General features: G+C 68.4%; 10 protein-coding genes. 9 read left to right on the top strand and 1 reads right to left on the bottom strand.

Going from position 1 to position 15,937, the window contains the following annotated elements:
* Window positions 1-21: 21 nt before the first annotated feature.
* The 8 genes from OG558_RS43185 (at window position 22) to OG558_RS43150 (ending at window position 12,249) form a co-directional block, all read left to right on the top strand.
* Window positions 22-1,530, top strand: a complete 1,509-nt coding sequence (locus tag OG558_RS43185; RefSeq protein WP_405068211.1) for an ABC transporter substrate-binding protein — start codon at window positions 22-24, stop codon at window positions 1,528-1,530.
* Complete coding sequence (locus tag OG558_RS43180; RefSeq protein WP_405068210.1) at window positions 1,524-2,591, top strand: exo-alpha-sialidase; 1,068 nt, start codon at window positions 1,524-1,526, stop codon at window positions 2,589-2,591. Before OG558_RS43185 ends, OG558_RS43180 begins: the two co-directional genes overlap by 7 nt.
* Window positions 2,588-3,982, top strand: a complete 1,395-nt coding sequence (locus OG558_RS43175; protein WP_405068209.1) for a DUF5060 domain-containing protein — start codon at window positions 2,588-2,590, stop codon at window positions 3,980-3,982. Before OG558_RS43180 ends, OG558_RS43175 begins: the two co-directional genes overlap by 4 nt.
* The gene (locus OG558_RS43170; protein WP_405068208.1) at window positions 3,979-5,166 is read left to right on the top strand and encodes a DUF5605 domain-containing protein; all 1,188 of its coding nucleotides are present in this window, start codon (window positions 3,979-3,981) and stop codon (window positions 5,164-5,166) included. The genes OG558_RS43175 and OG558_RS43170 overlap by 4 nt, the downstream gene beginning before the upstream one ends.
* Window positions 5,166-7,226: a hypothetical protein gene (locus tag OG558_RS43165; protein WP_405068206.1), complete on the top strand. Its 2,061-nt coding sequence runs from the start codon at window positions 5,166-5,168 to the stop codon at window positions 7,224-7,226. The genes OG558_RS43170 and OG558_RS43165 overlap by 1 nt, the downstream gene beginning before the upstream one ends.
* Entirely contained in the window at window positions 7,223-8,329 is a 1,107-nt protein-coding gene (locus OG558_RS43160; protein WP_405068205.1) for a glycoside hydrolase family 28 protein, read from the top strand. Before OG558_RS43165 ends, OG558_RS43160 begins: the two co-directional genes overlap by 4 nt.
* A 17-nt stretch (window positions 8,330-8,346) precedes the next feature.
* The gene (locus tag OG558_RS43155) at window positions 8,347-11,052 is read left to right on the top strand and encodes a family 78 glycoside hydrolase catalytic domain (protein ID WP_405068204.1); all 2,706 of its coding nucleotides are present in this window, start codon (window positions 8,347-8,349) and stop codon (window positions 11,050-11,052) included.
* A 342-nt stretch (window positions 11,053-11,394) separates the two neighbouring features.
* Window positions 11,395-12,249, top strand: a complete 855-nt coding sequence (locus tag OG558_RS43150; RefSeq protein ID WP_405068203.1) for an alpha/beta fold hydrolase — start codon at window positions 11,395-11,397, stop codon at window positions 12,247-12,249.
* A 12-nt stretch (window positions 12,250-12,261) separates the two neighbouring features.
* On the opposite strand, the gene OG558_RS43145 is transcribed toward OG558_RS43150, so the two are convergent.
* Window positions 12,262-13,281 (bottom strand): LacI family DNA-binding transcriptional regulator, encoded by a 1,020-nt coding sequence (locus OG558_RS43145; RefSeq protein WP_405068202.1) that lies wholly within the window; start codon window positions 13,279-13,281, stop codon window positions 12,262-12,264.
* Between the two features lie 191 nt (window positions 13,282-13,472).
* Here OG558_RS43145 and OG558_RS43140 point away from each other — a divergent pair, with 191 nt between their 5' ends.
* Window positions 13,473-15,920: a pectinesterase family protein gene (locus OG558_RS43140; protein WP_405068201.1), complete on the top strand. Its 2,448-nt coding sequence runs from the start codon at window positions 13,473-13,475 to the stop codon at window positions 15,918-15,920.
* The last annotated feature ends 17 nt before the right edge of the window (window positions 15,921-15,937 follow it).

Here is a 15,937-nt window from a genome sequence, read left to right as displayed (position 1 = left end):
GCCCCAGGAGAAAGGCCCACCATGTCTGACCAAGGAATGTCGCGTCGCGGCTTCGTCCGGAACAGTGCGCTGATCGGCGGCCTCGCCGCCCTCGGCGGCGCGCTGCCCGGCACCGCGGCCGCCGCGACCACCAGTTCGACCTCCGCGGTGCCGCGGGCCGGCGCGCAGTCCGCCGCGGGCACGGTCGACATCCCGAACCGCTACAACAAGCCGTTCTCGGTCGCCGACGACGAGCTGTTCATCTTCGCGGCCAACTTCAAGCCGTTCGAGCTCGGCGGCGACGACGACGGCCGGGAGTCGACCCGGTACTTCGACGCCGTCTACGGCGACGCGATCCGCGCCAGGTTCCCCGGCGTGAAGATCAAGTACGCCACCTGGGACTACCCGATCCGGTACGAGGACATCGCCAAGACCACCCGGGTCCCGGACCTGATCCTGGAGGATCCGCGGCTGCGGATCGACCGCGACCTCGAGCCGCTCGGCTGGGTCCAGGACATGACCGCGTTGGTGCAGCAGGCCGGGATCGACCTGACCACGCTGAACGTCGGCTCGGTCGAGCAGGTGAAGTCGCGCTCGGACGGCGGGCTGTACGGCGTCCCGGTGTTCATCGACGAGAGCCTGCTGTTCTACAACAAGCTGATCTTCGACAAGTTCCAGGTGCGGTACCCCGGGCTGGGTTCGACGTACGACGACGTCTACAAGCTGGCCCAGCGGCTGACCCGGCAGGACGGGCTCGACCACTACAAGGGCTACATGCAGCACCCGGACAACTATCTCGTGATGAACCAGCTAGGGGTCTACCCGTTCGTGCCCGGTTCCAGCGAGCAGCCGGCGCCCGAGGACGTCAAGGTCAACCTGACCAGTCCGGAGTGGAAGACCCTCGCGAACAACCTGTACCGGTTCCTGATGATCCCGCGGAACAACTTCACCACGGTGGACGACTTCTTCAAGGGCGACATGAGCTTCCCGGGTCACCTGGCGATGGCGGTCAACAATCTGTCGAAGCTGAACGCCTACGCCCTCAGCCCGCTGTACGTCGAGGAGGACGACGCGGAGCAGTTCGGCGAGTGGGCCAAGAGCGTGCAGATCGGTGTCACCTCGATGCCGGTGCTGTCCCGCGGCTCGACGGCGATCTACCAGCCGGACACCCGGGCCGCGTTCGTCCCGCCGCAGTCCCAGCACAAGGACCAGGCGCTCGAGATCATCAAGTACCTGGTCTCGGAGGAGATGCAGACCCGGATCTCGTCGTACGGGATGAAGGGCGTGCTGAAGACCGACGCGGTGGTCAACGCGTTCGGTACGGCGATCCCCGAGCTGGCCGCGATCGACACGTCCGCCGTGTACTGGGGAGACAACGCGGTGGTCAAGAACTACCAGAACACCGAGTACTGGGACATCCCGCTCTACAAGGTCTTCCGGCAGCACGTGCTCAAGGACGGCATGGACGTCGACTCGTCGCTGCTGGTCGCCGAGCAGCAGGACATCCCCAACTACATCAAGGCCCAGGCCGCCGCAGGACTCACATGGTGATCGATCCCCGCTTCGACGGCCGCATCCGCGAGGGTGCGGCCCTCCTGCCGACGATCCACCCGGGCGACAGCCATGCGGCCACCTTGGTCGAGACGCACGCCGGCGATCTGCTGTGTGCGTGGTTCAACGGGCCGGGGGAGGGGGAGCCGGACACGAACATCGTGCTGTCCCGGCTCCCCGCCGGCGCGGACACGTGGCTGCCCCCGGAACAGCTCTCCGCTGACCCGGATCGATCCGAGCAGAACCCCGTCCTGTTCGTGGCTCCTTCGGGTGAGGTCTGGCTGCTGCACACCTCGAACGAGCCGCATGACCAGTCCACGTCGCGCGTACTCCGACGGGTCTCGCACGACGGCGGCGTCACCTGGGACCCCAGCACGGTGATGTTCGACCGGGCCGGCAGCTTCGTCCGCAACCCGATCGTTGTGCTGAGCAACGGTGACTGGCTGCTCCCGGCGTACGACTGCGACAAGTCCGCCGAGACCACGGTGATCCAGCTGAGCTCCGACCAGGGCGCGAACTGGACGCGGATCGACCTGCCCGACGCGATCGGTCAGGTGCAGCTGAGCGCGATCGAAACCGCCCCGGGTGAGCTGCTCGGCTACTTCCGCAGCCGTGCCGCCGACCGGATCCACCGGTCGGTCTCCAAGGACGGCGGCCGCACCTGGACCGCACCGGAGCGGACCGTGTTGCCCAACAACAACTCCGCGATCCAGGTGCTGCGGCTGACCGACGGCCGGCTCGTGCTCGTGTTCAACGACTCGTCCGCCGAGCGGGACCAGTTCCGCTGGGTGCCCGACGGGAAGGGCGGCGTACGGCGGAAGACGCTGCGGACACCGCTGACACTGGCGCTGTCCGAGGACGACGGTGCCACCTGGCCGCACTGGCGGAACCTGCAGGTGCAGGACGAGGAGTATCGCGACAACGAGTTCGGGTACTCGTATCCGACGCTGTTGCAGACCCGCGACGGCCGGCTGCACGTCGCGTACTCCTACCTGCGCAAGACCATCAAGCACGTGATCCTGACGCCGGAGTGGATCGAGGCAGGAGACCGACTTCCATGACTGTCGAGCGGTGGGGACTGCACGAGCTCACCCTGTCCGGACCCGCGGACGGCAACCCGTTCGCCGACGTGGAGCTCCGCGTCGCCTACCAGTACCGGAACCGGGTCGTGGTGGTCGACGGCTTCTACGACGGCGACGGGATCTACCGCGCCCGGTTCTCGCCGGACCGCGAGGGGGAGTGGTCGTACGTCACGTCGAGCTCCGCGACCGAGCTCGACGGCCACCGCGGTTCGTTCGTGTGCACCCCGCCCGGCCCGGACAACCACGGTCCGGTCGGGGTGCGCGGCTTCCACCACTTCGCGTACGCCGACGGCACGCATTACGACTGCATCGGGACGACCTGCTACCACTGGACCTACGAGTCCAAGGACCTGCAGGAGCTGACCCTCGCATCGTTGCGGTCGGCCCCTTTCGACAAGGTGCGGATGTGCCTGCTGCCGACAGACGGGATGCGCCCGGACCGGACGCCGTTCATGGGATCGACGCCGGGGGAGGTGGACGTCGACCGGTTCGATCCCGCGTTCTTCCGCGCCTTCGAGGGCCGGGTCGCGGATCTGCTCGCGCTGGGGATCCAGGCCGACCTGATCCTGTTCCATCCGTACGACCGTGGGGTGTGGGGGTTCGACCGGATGACGCCGGCGCGGGATGCGGCGTACCTGCGGTATGTGGTCGCGCGGCTGGCGGCGTACCGGAACGTCTGGTGGTCGTTGTCGAACGAGTACGACTTCAACCACGAGAAGACGGTCGCGGACTGGGACCGGCTGCTGCAGCTGGTCCAGCGGTACGACCCGTACCAGCGGCTGCGGTCGATCCACAACGGGACCAAGATGTACGAGGTCTTCACGCCGTACGACTTCACCAAGCCGTGGATCACCCACCAGAGCGTGCAGCACTGGGACGGCGCCGAGGTCGCCGCGTGGCGGGCGTGCCCGAAGCCGGTGGTGATCGACGAGATCGGCTACGAGGGCAACGCCGGCCGCCGCTGGGGTAACCTCACCGCTGACGAGCTGGTCCACCGCTTCTGGCAGGGCATGAGCCTCGGCGGGTACGTCGGCCACGGCGAGTCGTTCGTCGACCGCGAGACGCGCGCGTGGATCTCGGTCGGCGGCCGCCTGTACGGCGAGAGCCCCGAGCGGATCGCCTTCCTCCGCTCGGTGTTCGCCGCGCTGCCCCGGCTGGCCGACGGCGAGCTCGACACCGATCGCTGCGTTCTCCACTACCTCGGCGACCGCCAGCCGTCCGCCGTGGACCTGGAACTGCCCGGCGGCATGCCCTTTCACTTCGACCTGATCGACACCCGGGCGATGACCATCACCCCGCTCCCTGGTGAGCACAGGGGCCGCATCCGTCTCCCGTCCCGTCCCTACCTAGCTCTGCGAGGCACCCGATGATCGAGGTCGAACGCTGGGGCCTACTGGAGCTACCGGCAGACGGCCCGGCCAGTGTCTGGTTCCACCACGAACACGGCAACACCGCCTCCGCGGAGTCCTTCCGGACCGGCGACCAGTGGCTGATCCGTTTCATGCCGCACGTCGAAGGCAGCTGGGACTACACCCTCGCCGATCGACAGCAGACCTTCACCTGCACACCCGCGTCGACCCGAGGCCCGATCCGCCGCTCCGGATCCACCCTGCGATGGGCTGACGGAACGCCGTACCACCCCCTCACCACCACCTGGTTGAGCCAGGCCGGCGACCGGTGGCCTGATGCGTGCCTGGCGATCGCCGCATCTCCGTTCAACCGGGTCCGGCTCCGCGCGGACGTGGAGCGAGTCGACGGGCAGGTCCGCGACCTCTTGGCCGTGGACGTCGCCGCCGAGATCCTCCTGCCCGCCGATGAGTCGGTGATCCGCACCGTGGTCAACCAGGTGGCGGCGTACCGCAATGTCACCTGGTGCCTCGACTCAACCCCAGACGCGCGCCGACTGGCCGAGCTGATCGCCGAGTGCGACTCCAGCCATCACCTGATCTCCGTTCACGCCGCACCGGAAGTGGTGGACCCCGGTCCGCCCTGGTTCACCCACCTCAGCGTTCCGTTGGAGAACCTGCGTGGTGTCTCGGCCCTGCGCCGCGACTACGCCAAGCCGGTCTTCGTCGATGCCTGTGGCTACGAGGGCGACGGCTCCACACCGGACACCAGCCTCAGACCGGAAGAGCTGCTCACTCGTATCTGGGAGGGAACGGTTCGCGGCGCCCACGTCACCCACGGCGAGTGGTACGGCGAAGCCGATGGTGGCCCGTGGTCAGCCGGCGGCATCCGCCCCAACGGCGTTGTCGCCCAGCGCCTCCGCCTACTGCGGGAGGTCCTGGACGAGTTGCCCGCCGAGGTGGAGCCAATCGACGACTACCGCGACGCACCAACTCTCGCCGTACCGGGCTCCTACTACTTGCAATACCTCGGCGAGCACCGCTTCCCCGATCGCACCTTCACGCTTCCCGCGGGCACCTATCAGGTGGAGGTCCTGGACGTCTGGAGCCACTCGGTCCGCCGTACTCAGGAGACCGTCACCGACACCCTCACCGTCCGCCTCCCTGGCAGCCAGTACCAGGCCATCCAGATCCGCCGAGCGACCTGATGCCCGCCCTGACCTCCGGCGACCGCATCGCCGAACTCCGCAGAACCCCAGCCGGAGTAGTCCTCCACCTGGGCCTGACCACGCCTGCGACCTATCTGGAGCGACCGGTCGCCGAGTTGCTGACCTGCTCGTCCGGCCGGCCATGGCAGCCCAACGCGATGCAGCCGGACGGATGGTGGATCTCCCGCCGCCCCGGCGGGCACCGGGCCGGCTGCCGGACCGGACCGGTCGCCGTCGAGATCCGGTTGTCCTTCGACGCGGCCGACCGTCTGAACCTCGAGCTCCGCTGGCGCAACAGCGGTCAACGGCGGCTGGGCGATCTCGCCGTCGGTCTGCTGCTCGACCTCGGTAGCCTCACCGACAGCCAGCTCACCCTCCCCGGCCTGCTCTACAACGACAACCCGTCCGCCGACCCGGCCCGCGCCGTACCCCGGATCGGACCGGCGCCCGGCGGCGGTTTCGTCGCCGAGGAGGACCGCCTCCCGATCCCCGGCGTCAACGTCGAGTGGCGCGCCGGCCGCGAACGCCGCTGGGTCAGCGTCTTCTCCCGCCCGGAGGCTCGCCAGTCCGGAGACGGCCAGGTTCGCTACGGCTCGCTGGGTGTCATCCGCCAGGACGGACCGGTGATCGCCGCGCTGAGCGGCGTACTGATGTTCGACGGCAAGCAGGACGTGCGCTACGTCAGCAAAGCCGAGACCGAGTCGACCGAGGACGGCTACCTCACGCTGCGGTCCGGCGAGGTCTACAGCCAGCGGCTGGTCCTCGACTGGGGTCCACAGCAGGATCGCGGCCACGCCTTCCGGGAACTCGTCCGCACCGGTCGCTCATTGTTCACCGAGCCCGGCGCCCGACCGCTCACCCTGGACGAGATCGTCACCCGCAAGACCGTTGCCCTCGACAACAGGTGGCACCAGGCGGGGACCGTGGCCGGCTACACCAAGTTCAGCGACGTCGCGGACAACGGCCCGGCCAAGCCCCGGCACTTCCTCTACGGCTGGACCGGCCAAGCGCTGAAGCTCGCCTGGTGCGACGCCCGGCTCGGCTTCGAAACCGGCGACCGGACCAGGATCGATCGCTGCCGCGCGGCCGTCGAGTTCTACCTGGCCGGCAGCTCGACACGGACTCCGGGGTTGCGGCACAACGCCTACCAGGTCGCCAGCCGCCGCTGGACCAGCTTCCGTTCCGGCGGGCGGGCGATGGTGTCCAGTCGCGCGTACGGCGAAACGATGGCGGACCTGGCCGAGATCATCACTCTGTTCCGCTCGCACGATGAACCGGTGCCGCCTTCCTGGCCGGACGCCCTCGCCGGCGCGTGGTCGTTCCTCCGCACCGCGCTGCTGCCCGACGGCACCTTCCCGATCGGGTGGCGTCTCGACGGCACTCCCGCCGCGACCACGGTGTCCGCGGCGGGCATCCCGTGCGTCCTCGCGGCCATCCAGGCGTCGATGGTCCTGGACGACTCCTGGCTGTTGTCCGAGGCAACGACCTGGCTGACCCGCTACCACGGTCAGCATGCGCGGACCTTCGACCGCCCGTTCGCCCGCTCGACCCTCGACGCGGCCTGCGAGGACAAGGAGGCGGGCCTGTACTTCTTCCTCGCCGCCTATGAGTTGTACCGCCTCACCGGCGACGACCTCTACGCGCGCTGGGCCGAGGTGACCGCCGACTGGCTGCTCACCTGGGTCTACGTCTGGTCTCCCGAACTGGACCTCGACTCCCCACTCCGCACCGCCGGCTTCAACGCGATCGGCTGGCCCACCGTCAGCGTCCAGAACCATCACCTCGACGCCTTCTTCCCGACGTACGAGCTGCTTGCCTTCGGTATTGCCGTCGAGCGACCGGACTATGTCGCCGCGGCTGAGACGATCATGAACGCGATGGGTCAAGGCATCTGCGGAACGCCGGGGGAGTGGGGCTTCCAAATCGTCGGCGAACAGGGCGAGGCCTTCTTCCAGACCCACTGGCAACGCCGAGGTCACTCCAACACCTGGAATCCGTCCTGGGTGATCGCCGTACCCCTGGCCAACGCTCTCCGCATCCGCGCAGGATCCGCTGAATGACCAACCACTGCATCACCTCGTACGGCGCCCGGCCCGACGACGACTGCACGGATGCGATCGAGCGCGCAGTCCGGGCTTGCGAACTGACCGGTGGCCGGGTCGTGATACCGGTCGGTGTCTTCGTCACCGGACCGATCCGGCTGCGCAGCAACGTCGAGCTGCACCTGTCGGCCGACGCGACGCTACGTTTCCGGACCGATCCGTCGGCGTACCCGATCGTCAGAACGCGCTGGCAGGGGATCGAGTGCTTCAGCCATTCGCCACTGATCTATGCGTACGACGAGGTGAACGTCGCGGTGACCGGGACCGGGACCCTGGACGGCGCGGCCGGCCTGGACAACTGGTGGGCCGATACCAAGCCGGTCGACGACTGGAACCGCTTGCTCCGGATGGTCGCTGGTGATGTCCCAGTCGAGGATCGGATCTTCGCGCCAGGGCACGGCTTCCGGCCGAGCTTCATCCAGCCGTTCAGTTGCCGGCGGGTGCGGATCGAGGATGTGCGGATCGTCAACGCGCCGATGTGGGTGGTGCATCCGGTGTTCTGCTCGGACGTGCTGATCCGTGGCATCACCGTCGACAGCCTGGGTCCGAACAACGACGGCTGCAATCCGGACTCCTGCTCGGACGTCGTGATCAGCGGGTGCTCGTTCGACACCGGCGACGACTGCATCGCGATCAAGTCCGGCCGCGACGCGGACGGTCGCCGGGCCGGCCGCCCGTCGGAGAACATCGTCATCGAGTCCTGCCGCTTCGGCACCGGCCACGGCGCCCTCACCATCGGCAGCGAAACCTCCGGCGGCATCCGCAACATCCACGCCCGCGACCTCCACGTCACCGGCCCCGCCGTCGACCATGCCCTCCGCATCAAAACCAACTCCGACCGCGGCGGCCTGATCGAACACATCACCCTTCACGACACCGTCATCGACTCCGTGACCAGCTCCGCCGTCGTCATCAACACCCGCCACGCCGAACCCACCGGCACCCACCACCCCACCGTCCGCAACATCACCCTCTCCAACCTCCAGGTCCAGGTCGCCCCACGAACCCTGGAGATCCGTGACACCCCCGAATCCCCCGTACATGGCGTGAACTTCAGATAAGAGACGGAGTGGTCCTGGTGACAACTGGCTGGATGCTGACCGATCCACCGAGCGTTCCGGCGCTGACGCCGTACGACCTGCGCTGTGAGCACCGGGTGAAACCACTCGGCATCGGGACCGCGCGACCGCGGCTGAGCTGGCGCCTCGCGTCGCCGGTGCGTGGAGATCGGCAGGAGGCGTTCCGGGTCCGCTTGGCGCGCGACGGCGTACAGGTGTGGGACAGCGGGTGGCGGTCCGAGCAGCAGGCGTACGTCGACCACGGTGGTGCGCCGCTGACGTCGCAGACCGACTACGTGTGGCGTCTGGAGGTACGGGACGCCACTGGGCAGCACGCCGAGGCGTCGGCGACATTTGCCACCGGCATCTTCCATGCGGAGGAGTGGGAGGCGCACTGGATCGAGCACGACTACGAGACCGATCCGTACTTCGAGCCGCCGGTCGACCGCGCGGAGCCGAGGACGGTGCGTCAGGCCACGATCGCCGCACCGCGCTACTACCGGCGATCCTTCGAGCTTCCGCAACCAGTGGTCCGGGCTCGCGTCTACGCGACAGCCCACGGCCTCTACCAACTGAGCGCCAACGGCCAGCGGGTTGGCACCGACGAGCTGACACCGGGCTGGACGGACTACCGCGAGCGCCTCGCCTACCAGACGTACGACGTCACGCACCTGCTGCACGCGGGGGAGAACGTACTCGGCGCAGTGTTAGGTGAGGGCTGGTGGTCCGGGTACGTCGGCTGGGACACCCGCAGCCATGCGCACCACTACGGCAAGAAGCCGCAACTGCTCGCTCAACTCGTGGTCGACCATCCAGATGGATCGCGGACAGTGGTCGCGACCGACGAGCGCTGGGTGGAACGGGTCGGCCCGCTCAGGTTCGCCGATCTGTTGATGGGCGAGTCGTACGACGCCAGGCTCGAGCTCGGCGAATGGTCCAGTCCGGGGTATGACGCCTGGGACTGGGCACCGGCCGGAGACATGGGCGCCGACCTGTCGACTCTGATCGCAGCGCCCACCGAACCGGTCCGGGTGACCGAGGATCTGCCGGCCGTCGCAGTCAGGCCGCGTGGCCCCGGTCGGTTCATCGTCGACCTCGGTCAGAACATCGCAGGCCGGGTCCGACTGCGCATCCGCAACGCATCTGCCGGCGATCGGATTCGCCTGCGACACGGTGAGATGCTGGAGTCCGACGGCGAGCTCTACACGGCCAACCTCCGCACCGCCGACGCGACCGACTACTTCGTCAGCGCCGGCGCCGCCGAGGAGTTCTTCGAGCCGATCTTCACCGTGCACGGCTTCCGGTACGTCGAGGTCGACGGCTACCCGGGTGAGTTGACGGTTGAGGATGTGACCGGCCGGGCACTGCACTCCGATACCCCGGTCGCCGGACGGTTCGAGTGTTCGGACCCCGGCGTCAATCAACTGCTGAGCAACATCCGCTGGGGTCAGCGCGGCAACTTCGTCAGCGTCCCGACCGACTGCCCGCAGCGCGACGAGCGGCTCGGCTGGACGGCGGATGCGCAGATCTTCCTGCCGACCGCTGCGTACCAGGCCGACGTACTGACGTTCTTCGACAACTGGCTCGGCGACCTGGCGGCGGCGCAGACCGACGAGGGCGCGATACCTGATGTCATCCCGCACGTCATCACCGGCCGGCACGGCACACCGGCGTGGGCCGACGCGGCGACCATCGTCCCGTGGACGCTCTATCGCATGTACGGCGACGAACGCGTTCTGCGATCCGCATGGCCGGCGATGCGCCGGTGGGTCGACTACGTGCACCGCGCCAACCCCGACCTGATCTGGCGGAACCGCACCAGCGGGCACTACGGCGACTGGCTGCAGGTCAGCGTACGCACCGACCGGGACGTCCTCGCCACGGCGTACTTCGCTCGCAGTGCCGAGTTCACCGCCGCGACCGCCCGGGTCCTCGGTCTCGAGGACGAAGCGGCGGCGTACGGCGAACTGCGGCAGCGGATCGCGGACGCGTTCGTGACGGAGTTTGTCGATGCCGAGGGCAAGGTTCGCGGCGACACACAGACCGGATATCTGTTGCCGCTGGCGTTCGGGCTGCTCCCGGACGAGGCCGAGCAGGCGGCTGTGAAGCACCTCGTCGCGGATCTGGAGCGGCGCGGCCGGTCGCTGACCACTGGCTTCGCCGGGGTCGCGTTGCTCTGCCCGATCCTGACAAGGTACGGGCACGCCGACCTCGCCTATGAGCTCTTGCACGACGACCGGTATCCGTCCTGGGGCTACTCGATCAAGCACGGCGCGACGACGATCTGGGAGCGCTGGGACGGCTGGACCGAGGAGAACGGCTTCGGCCCCGTCGCAATGAATTCCTTCAACCACTACTCCCTCGGCTCGGTCGGCGAATGGCTGTACGCCGACGTCGCCGGCATCAGCCAGTCCCCGGACTCGATCGCGTTCCAGCACCTGGTGATCCGCCCTCACCCGGGCGGCCGGCTGACGTGGGCCGAAGCCGCCTACGACACACCCAACGGCCGAGTCTCAACCCGCTGGGAGCTCCTCGACGGCGAGCTCCAGCTCGACGTAGTGGTCCCACCGGGAGCTGCGGCCACTGTTCATGTCCCGACGACCGACGCCGGGTCGGTCCGCGAGTCGGGTCGCCCGCCAAGCGAGCTCGTTGTCCTGGAACCGCAGGACAACGCGGTCGTGTTCAAGGTGCCATCGGGCCGGTACAGCTTCACGGCCCGCGTTTGAGCATCCTCTGGCCCCCTGCGCTGACGCCTCAAATGTGGCACCTCTGCCCGATGTGCGGGCGAACTGAGCGAGGTCGCCCGGTGTGCAAGCTCGGCAGGAGGTATCGGTCCGGGGGTGCTGGTCCGGCGCGGCATTCACGCCTGGCCCCAGCCGGCTCGGCCGAGGCCAGGCGGACACCTCCTGTCGACCTTGCACACCCCAGCCACCGTCCCCATCCCCGGGCTGTGCCGTGTCGGAGGTCCCAACTACCTGTCCGAAGCCGCGGCGATCCCACCGCTCCGCACTGGCTTCGTGTGCTGCAGTGCCTGGACAATCATGTGAACCGCATGGTTCACTTCAGGAGTGAACGAGCTGCGGATCGCCGAGCTGTCGTCAGGATCTGTGGAGTACGTCGACACGGGTGGCGACGGGCCGGTCGTCGTGTTCCTGCACGGCCTGCTGATGGATCGAACCCTGTGGGACCAGGTGATCCCGAGCCTGTCTCCACCGTTCCGCTGCATCGCGCCGACGCTGCCACTAGGCGCACACAAACACGCGCTGAAGGACCAGGGAGGTCTCTCGCTCGACGGACTGGCCGCCATGGTGGTCGAACTGCTCGACTGGCTGGGCCTCGATCGGGTCACGCTTGTCGGCAACGACACGGGTGGTGCTGTCGCACAGTTCGTCGTCCGCCACTACCCCGATCGCATCGACAGACTGGTCCTCGCATCGTGTGAGGCCTTCGACAACTTCCCGCCCGGGCTGACCGGCCGCACGATCGTCACTGCCGGCCGACTCTCACCTGCCCTGTTCGGCGTGTTCATGCAGCAGTTGCGGTTGCGCGTCGTACGGCGTTCGCCGGTGGCCTTCGGCTGGTTGACCCGACGCGGCGACGCGGTCGTCCGAGGCTGGCTCGACCCGGTCCTGCACGACCCCGCCGTACGCCGGGACGCCGTACAGCTACTGCGGGCACTAGCCAAAGCCCGGCCCACACTCGCGGCGGCATCTGAGGACCTGGCGAAGTTCGACCGTCTTGCCCTGGTCATCTGGGCAGCCGACGACAAGGTCATGCCCCCTGATCACGGACGCCGCTTGGCCGAGCTCCTGCCGCAGGGCCGCCTCGAAGTCATCCCCGACAGCTACACCCTCCTGCCACTCGACCAGCCCGCCGAGTTCGCCACTGCGGTCATCGCATTCCTCTCGCAACCCGCGCACTGAGGGCTCCAGGTGTTAGCGCGAGGTGCGGCGGCGGGGTGGTTTTGCAGTGGACGCGCGGATGACCAGGTCGCCGGAGAGGTGGGTGGTGGTGGGGGAGGGGTTGGGCGTGAAGCGGGCCCAGGCTTGGCGGCCTAGTTCTACTGTCGAGACGGCGTAGGTTGTGAGGCCGGGGTCGGTGTGGGCGCTCATGGGGGCGTTGTCGATGCCGGCTACCGAGATGTCGTCAGGGACCGACATGCCGAGTTCGCGGAGGCGGCTCAGAACGCCGACGGCTACGTGGTCGTTGAAGGCGATCAGGGCGGTTGGCTTGTGTTCGAGTGCCTCGTCGACGGCCGCATGCCCGTCGCAGAGGGATGAGCCGCAGGGGACGCGGATGACGGTCAGCCCAGCGGCCTCGGGTATCCGGAAGCCGCGTTGTCGTTGCTGGTCGGACCAGGCGGTCGTCGGCCCTTCCAGGTAGGCGATGCGCTGGTGGCCGAGCGACATGAGGTGTTCGCACAAGGCGCGTACGCCGAGGTGATAGTCGACAACCACGGAGCCAACCGAGGGATGACGCAGTACGCGGTTGATCAGCACCAGCCTGCGGGCCGCCTCCGCGACCTCCCTGAGCCTGGACGTGCTCATCCGTGGTGCGCACAGCAGCACGCCGTCGACCCAGCGGGCCAGTTCGAGGGCGGAGCGGTACTCCTGCTCCGGGTCCTCCTCGGTGCCGGCGACCAGCGTGTGGTGGTCGTCAGCGGTCGCCTCGGCCGCGATGCCCTTCAGGATTTCCGCGAAGTACGGGTTGCCGAGGTCGGGTACGACGACGCCGATGGTCCGGCTGCTGCCGCGGAGCAGCGTTTGCGCCGCCGGGTTCGGCCGGTAGCCGACCTCCTGGGCGGCCGCGCGGACCCGCTCGGCGACCTGCGGCGAGACCGGTTTGCCGCCGCTCAGCACGCGGGACACCGTCGCCGTCGACACCTCGGCGAGGCGGGCGACGTCGTGGATCGTGGCACGGGCGGCCGTCGCACGGTCCCCGGTCGGCTTTCTCACCGGATCATTGGACCACGTTCGCGCCGGAATCGCCGCCAGCGCAGCGATGTAAACCTTTTCCCATTCCGTCGAACTTCACCGCGGCCAGGTCTTGACGTGGCTGCGCGACGCTGCGACGGTAGCCGAGGAAAAGGATTACCCGCCCACCGCCCCGGGCACTCGGCCACGGCGGTCCGCGCGAGGAGACCACCGTGAGAAACCGCCTGTCCAGCCTGTTCTTCGCAGTTGTCCTCGTTGTCTGTGCGCTCACCGCTGCGGGTCCGGCGACCTCGGCGACCGCCGCGGCGAAACCGGCGACGTTCGGCCCGTTCGACCCGCGGATCGAGTTGGACGGGCACTGGGGGCGCGACGACGACGTGGCGATCACGGTGAACTCCGGATCCTCGGTCCGCTTCCGCTTCACCGGCGACCACCTCGGCGCCTGGTTCGACACCGCCTCGATCACGAACCCGGCCCAGCTGTACGTCGTGATCGACAGCGGCGATCCCGTCCTGGTCAAGGTCGACGCGGACCACAAGATCTTCGCCGAGAACCTCGACCCCACGGTCGCGCACACAGCCGAGATCCTGGTGAAGGACGTCGACGAGTACGCCAACCGCTGGACCACCCCACTGCAGTCCGGCATCGTCCTGGAGAAGATCGAGCTGGCGCCGGCAGCACAGCTGATTCCGCTGCCGACGACAGCCGAGCATCGCATCGAGTTCTACGGCGACTCGATCACCCAGGGCGTGATGGCGCTCTGTCCGGAGCTCGGCAGCGACTGCGCCGACGGCACCAAGAGCTACCCGCACCTCGTCGGCGAGGCGTTCGGCGCGGACACGAACCAGGTCGGCTTCGGCAAGCAGGGCATCCTGCAGCCCGGCCACGGCAACGTCGGCACCGCGGCCGAGTCGTTCGGCTGGGACCTGGCCGGCTTCCCGGCCGCACCTGCCGACCCGGGCGTCGTCGTGGTCAACTTCGGCACGAACGACGCGTCGTACTCGAGCGCCGAGTTCACCCCGGCGTACCTCGCCTACCTGATTAAGATCAGGGCGGCAGACCCGGAGACCGTGATCGTTGCCCTCCGCCCCTTCAACGGCACGCACGCAGCGGACGTCAAGGCCGCGGTCGCCGCCGCGAAGGACCGGAAGATCGTGTACGTCGATACCACCGGATGGCTGGGGCCGGACGACTTCAACGGCAGTACTCATCCCAATGTCAAGGGCCACCAGGTCGCCGCTGCCAGGCTGACCGCGGTCCTCGAACACCTCACCGGCTGGCACTCCACGCACCCGGGGGACACGGCCGTCGCGAAGCTGTCACCACACGCTACGGCAGAGGCCACCTGCTCGGACACCACGCTGACGATGACCTTCAACGGGCCGGTCCGGCTCGGTGTACGCGGCAGCCTGCAGATCCACCGGGCCGGCGGCGAGGTCGTCGACACGATCGACCTCGCGGATCTCGCGTCGTACCAGCGTTTCATCGGTGGCGCGCGCTCGGACTTCGGCGAGCTGCACACGTGGACGTACCAGCCGGTGGTCGTCGATGGCCGGACCGTCTCGATCCATCCGCATGAGCGGCTCGCGCCCGGGCAGGTGTACTACGTCACGGTCGATCCCGGGTTCGTGGTGGGGAATCCGGGGATCGGCAACTGGAGGTTCCGGACCAGGCAGGACCCGACGACGGACAGCAGGCTGAAGGTCGGCCCAGGCGAGGACTTCTGCACGGTCCAGGGCGCGATCGACTTCGTTGCGGAGGGCCACAAGGCACGCATCGACGTGGCACCGGGCTTCTACCGGGAGCTCGTCTATGTGCCGCAGACGAAGCCGGGTATCACGATCGTCGGCGCGGCCGCCGGCCGCACGGTCATCGGCTACCCGAACAACAACCTGCTGAACGGCGACTACGCGATGGCGAACGTCCCGATCGAGCAGGCGTACTGCCCGCGGCGCGTGCTGGACCAGCCGGACCGCTTCAACTGCTGGCGGTCCGCGATGGGCGTCGACGCCGACGACTTCACGCTGGCGGACGTGACCGTGCAGAACCTCACGCCGTACCGCGGTTCGCAGGCCGAGGCGTTCCGCGGCAACGGCAACCGGATCGTCCTCGCGCGGGTCCGGATCCTCGGGTACCAGGACAGCCTGCGATTGCAGGGTCAGGCCTTCGTGACTGGCAGCTACGTCGAGGGCGACGTGGACTTCGTCTGGGGGACCGGCGGCGTCTTCGTCCAGGACTCGGAGCTGAAGGCGTTGCACGAGGGCTACTACAACCAGGTCCGCAACAGCGACAACGGTCCCGGCAACATCTTCGTCCGGGTCCGGCTGACCCGTGGGCCCGAGGCGCCCGACGACAGCGTGTTCCTCGGGCGGGTCGAGCTGAGCCGCTTCCCGACCAGCCAGGTGGTCTTCATCGACTCGGCGATGGACAGCCACGTGAAGAAGAGCGGCTGGCAGATCACCAGCCCCAACGACTGCGCGGCCGCCGGTCAGGTCCGGTTCTGGGAGTACCACAGCACCGATCTCGCCGGCCGCCCGCTCGACACCAGTGCACGACTGGCGTGCTCCCGCCAACTCAGCGACGACGAGGCGGCGCAGTTGCGCGACCCGTCCGCGGTGTTCGGCGGCTGGCACCCGGTTGCCCCCCGCCCCGAAAGGTGAACAAGGATGAGCCCAGT

The sequence above is a fragment of the Kribbella sp. NBC_01510 genome (genome assembly GCF_045040325.1).
Lineage (GTDB): Bacteria > Actinomycetota > Actinomycetes > Propionibacteriales > Kribbellaceae > Kribbella.
This window is presented reverse-complemented; position numbering and strand designations above follow the sequence as displayed.

What these genes read in the sequence shown, in the direction of transcription:
- OG558_RS43165 (WP_405068206.1), top strand. Translation starts at nt 5,166, where the DNA reads ATGCCCGCCCTGACCTCCGGCGACCGCATCGCCGAACTCCGCAGAACC.
- OG558_RS43180 (WP_405068210.1), top strand. Translation starts at nt 1,524, where the DNA reads ATGGTGATCGATCCCCGCTTCGACGGCCGCATCCGCGAGGGTGCGGCC.
- OG558_RS43175 (WP_405068209.1), top strand. Translation starts at nt 2,588, where the DNA reads ATGACTGTCGAGCGGTGGGGACTGCACGAGCTCACCCTGTCCGGACCC.
- OG558_RS43170 (WP_405068208.1), top strand. Translation starts at nt 3,979, where the DNA reads ATGATCGAGGTCGAACGCTGGGGCCTACTGGAGCTACCGGCAGACGGC.
- OG558_RS43185 (WP_405068211.1), top strand. Translation starts at nt 22, where the DNA reads ATGTCTGACCAAGGAATGTCGCGTCGCGGCTTCGTCCGGAACAGTGCG.
- OG558_RS43160 (WP_405068205.1), top strand. Translation starts at nt 7,223, where the DNA reads ATGACCAACCACTGCATCACCTCGTACGGCGCCCGGCCCGACGACGAC.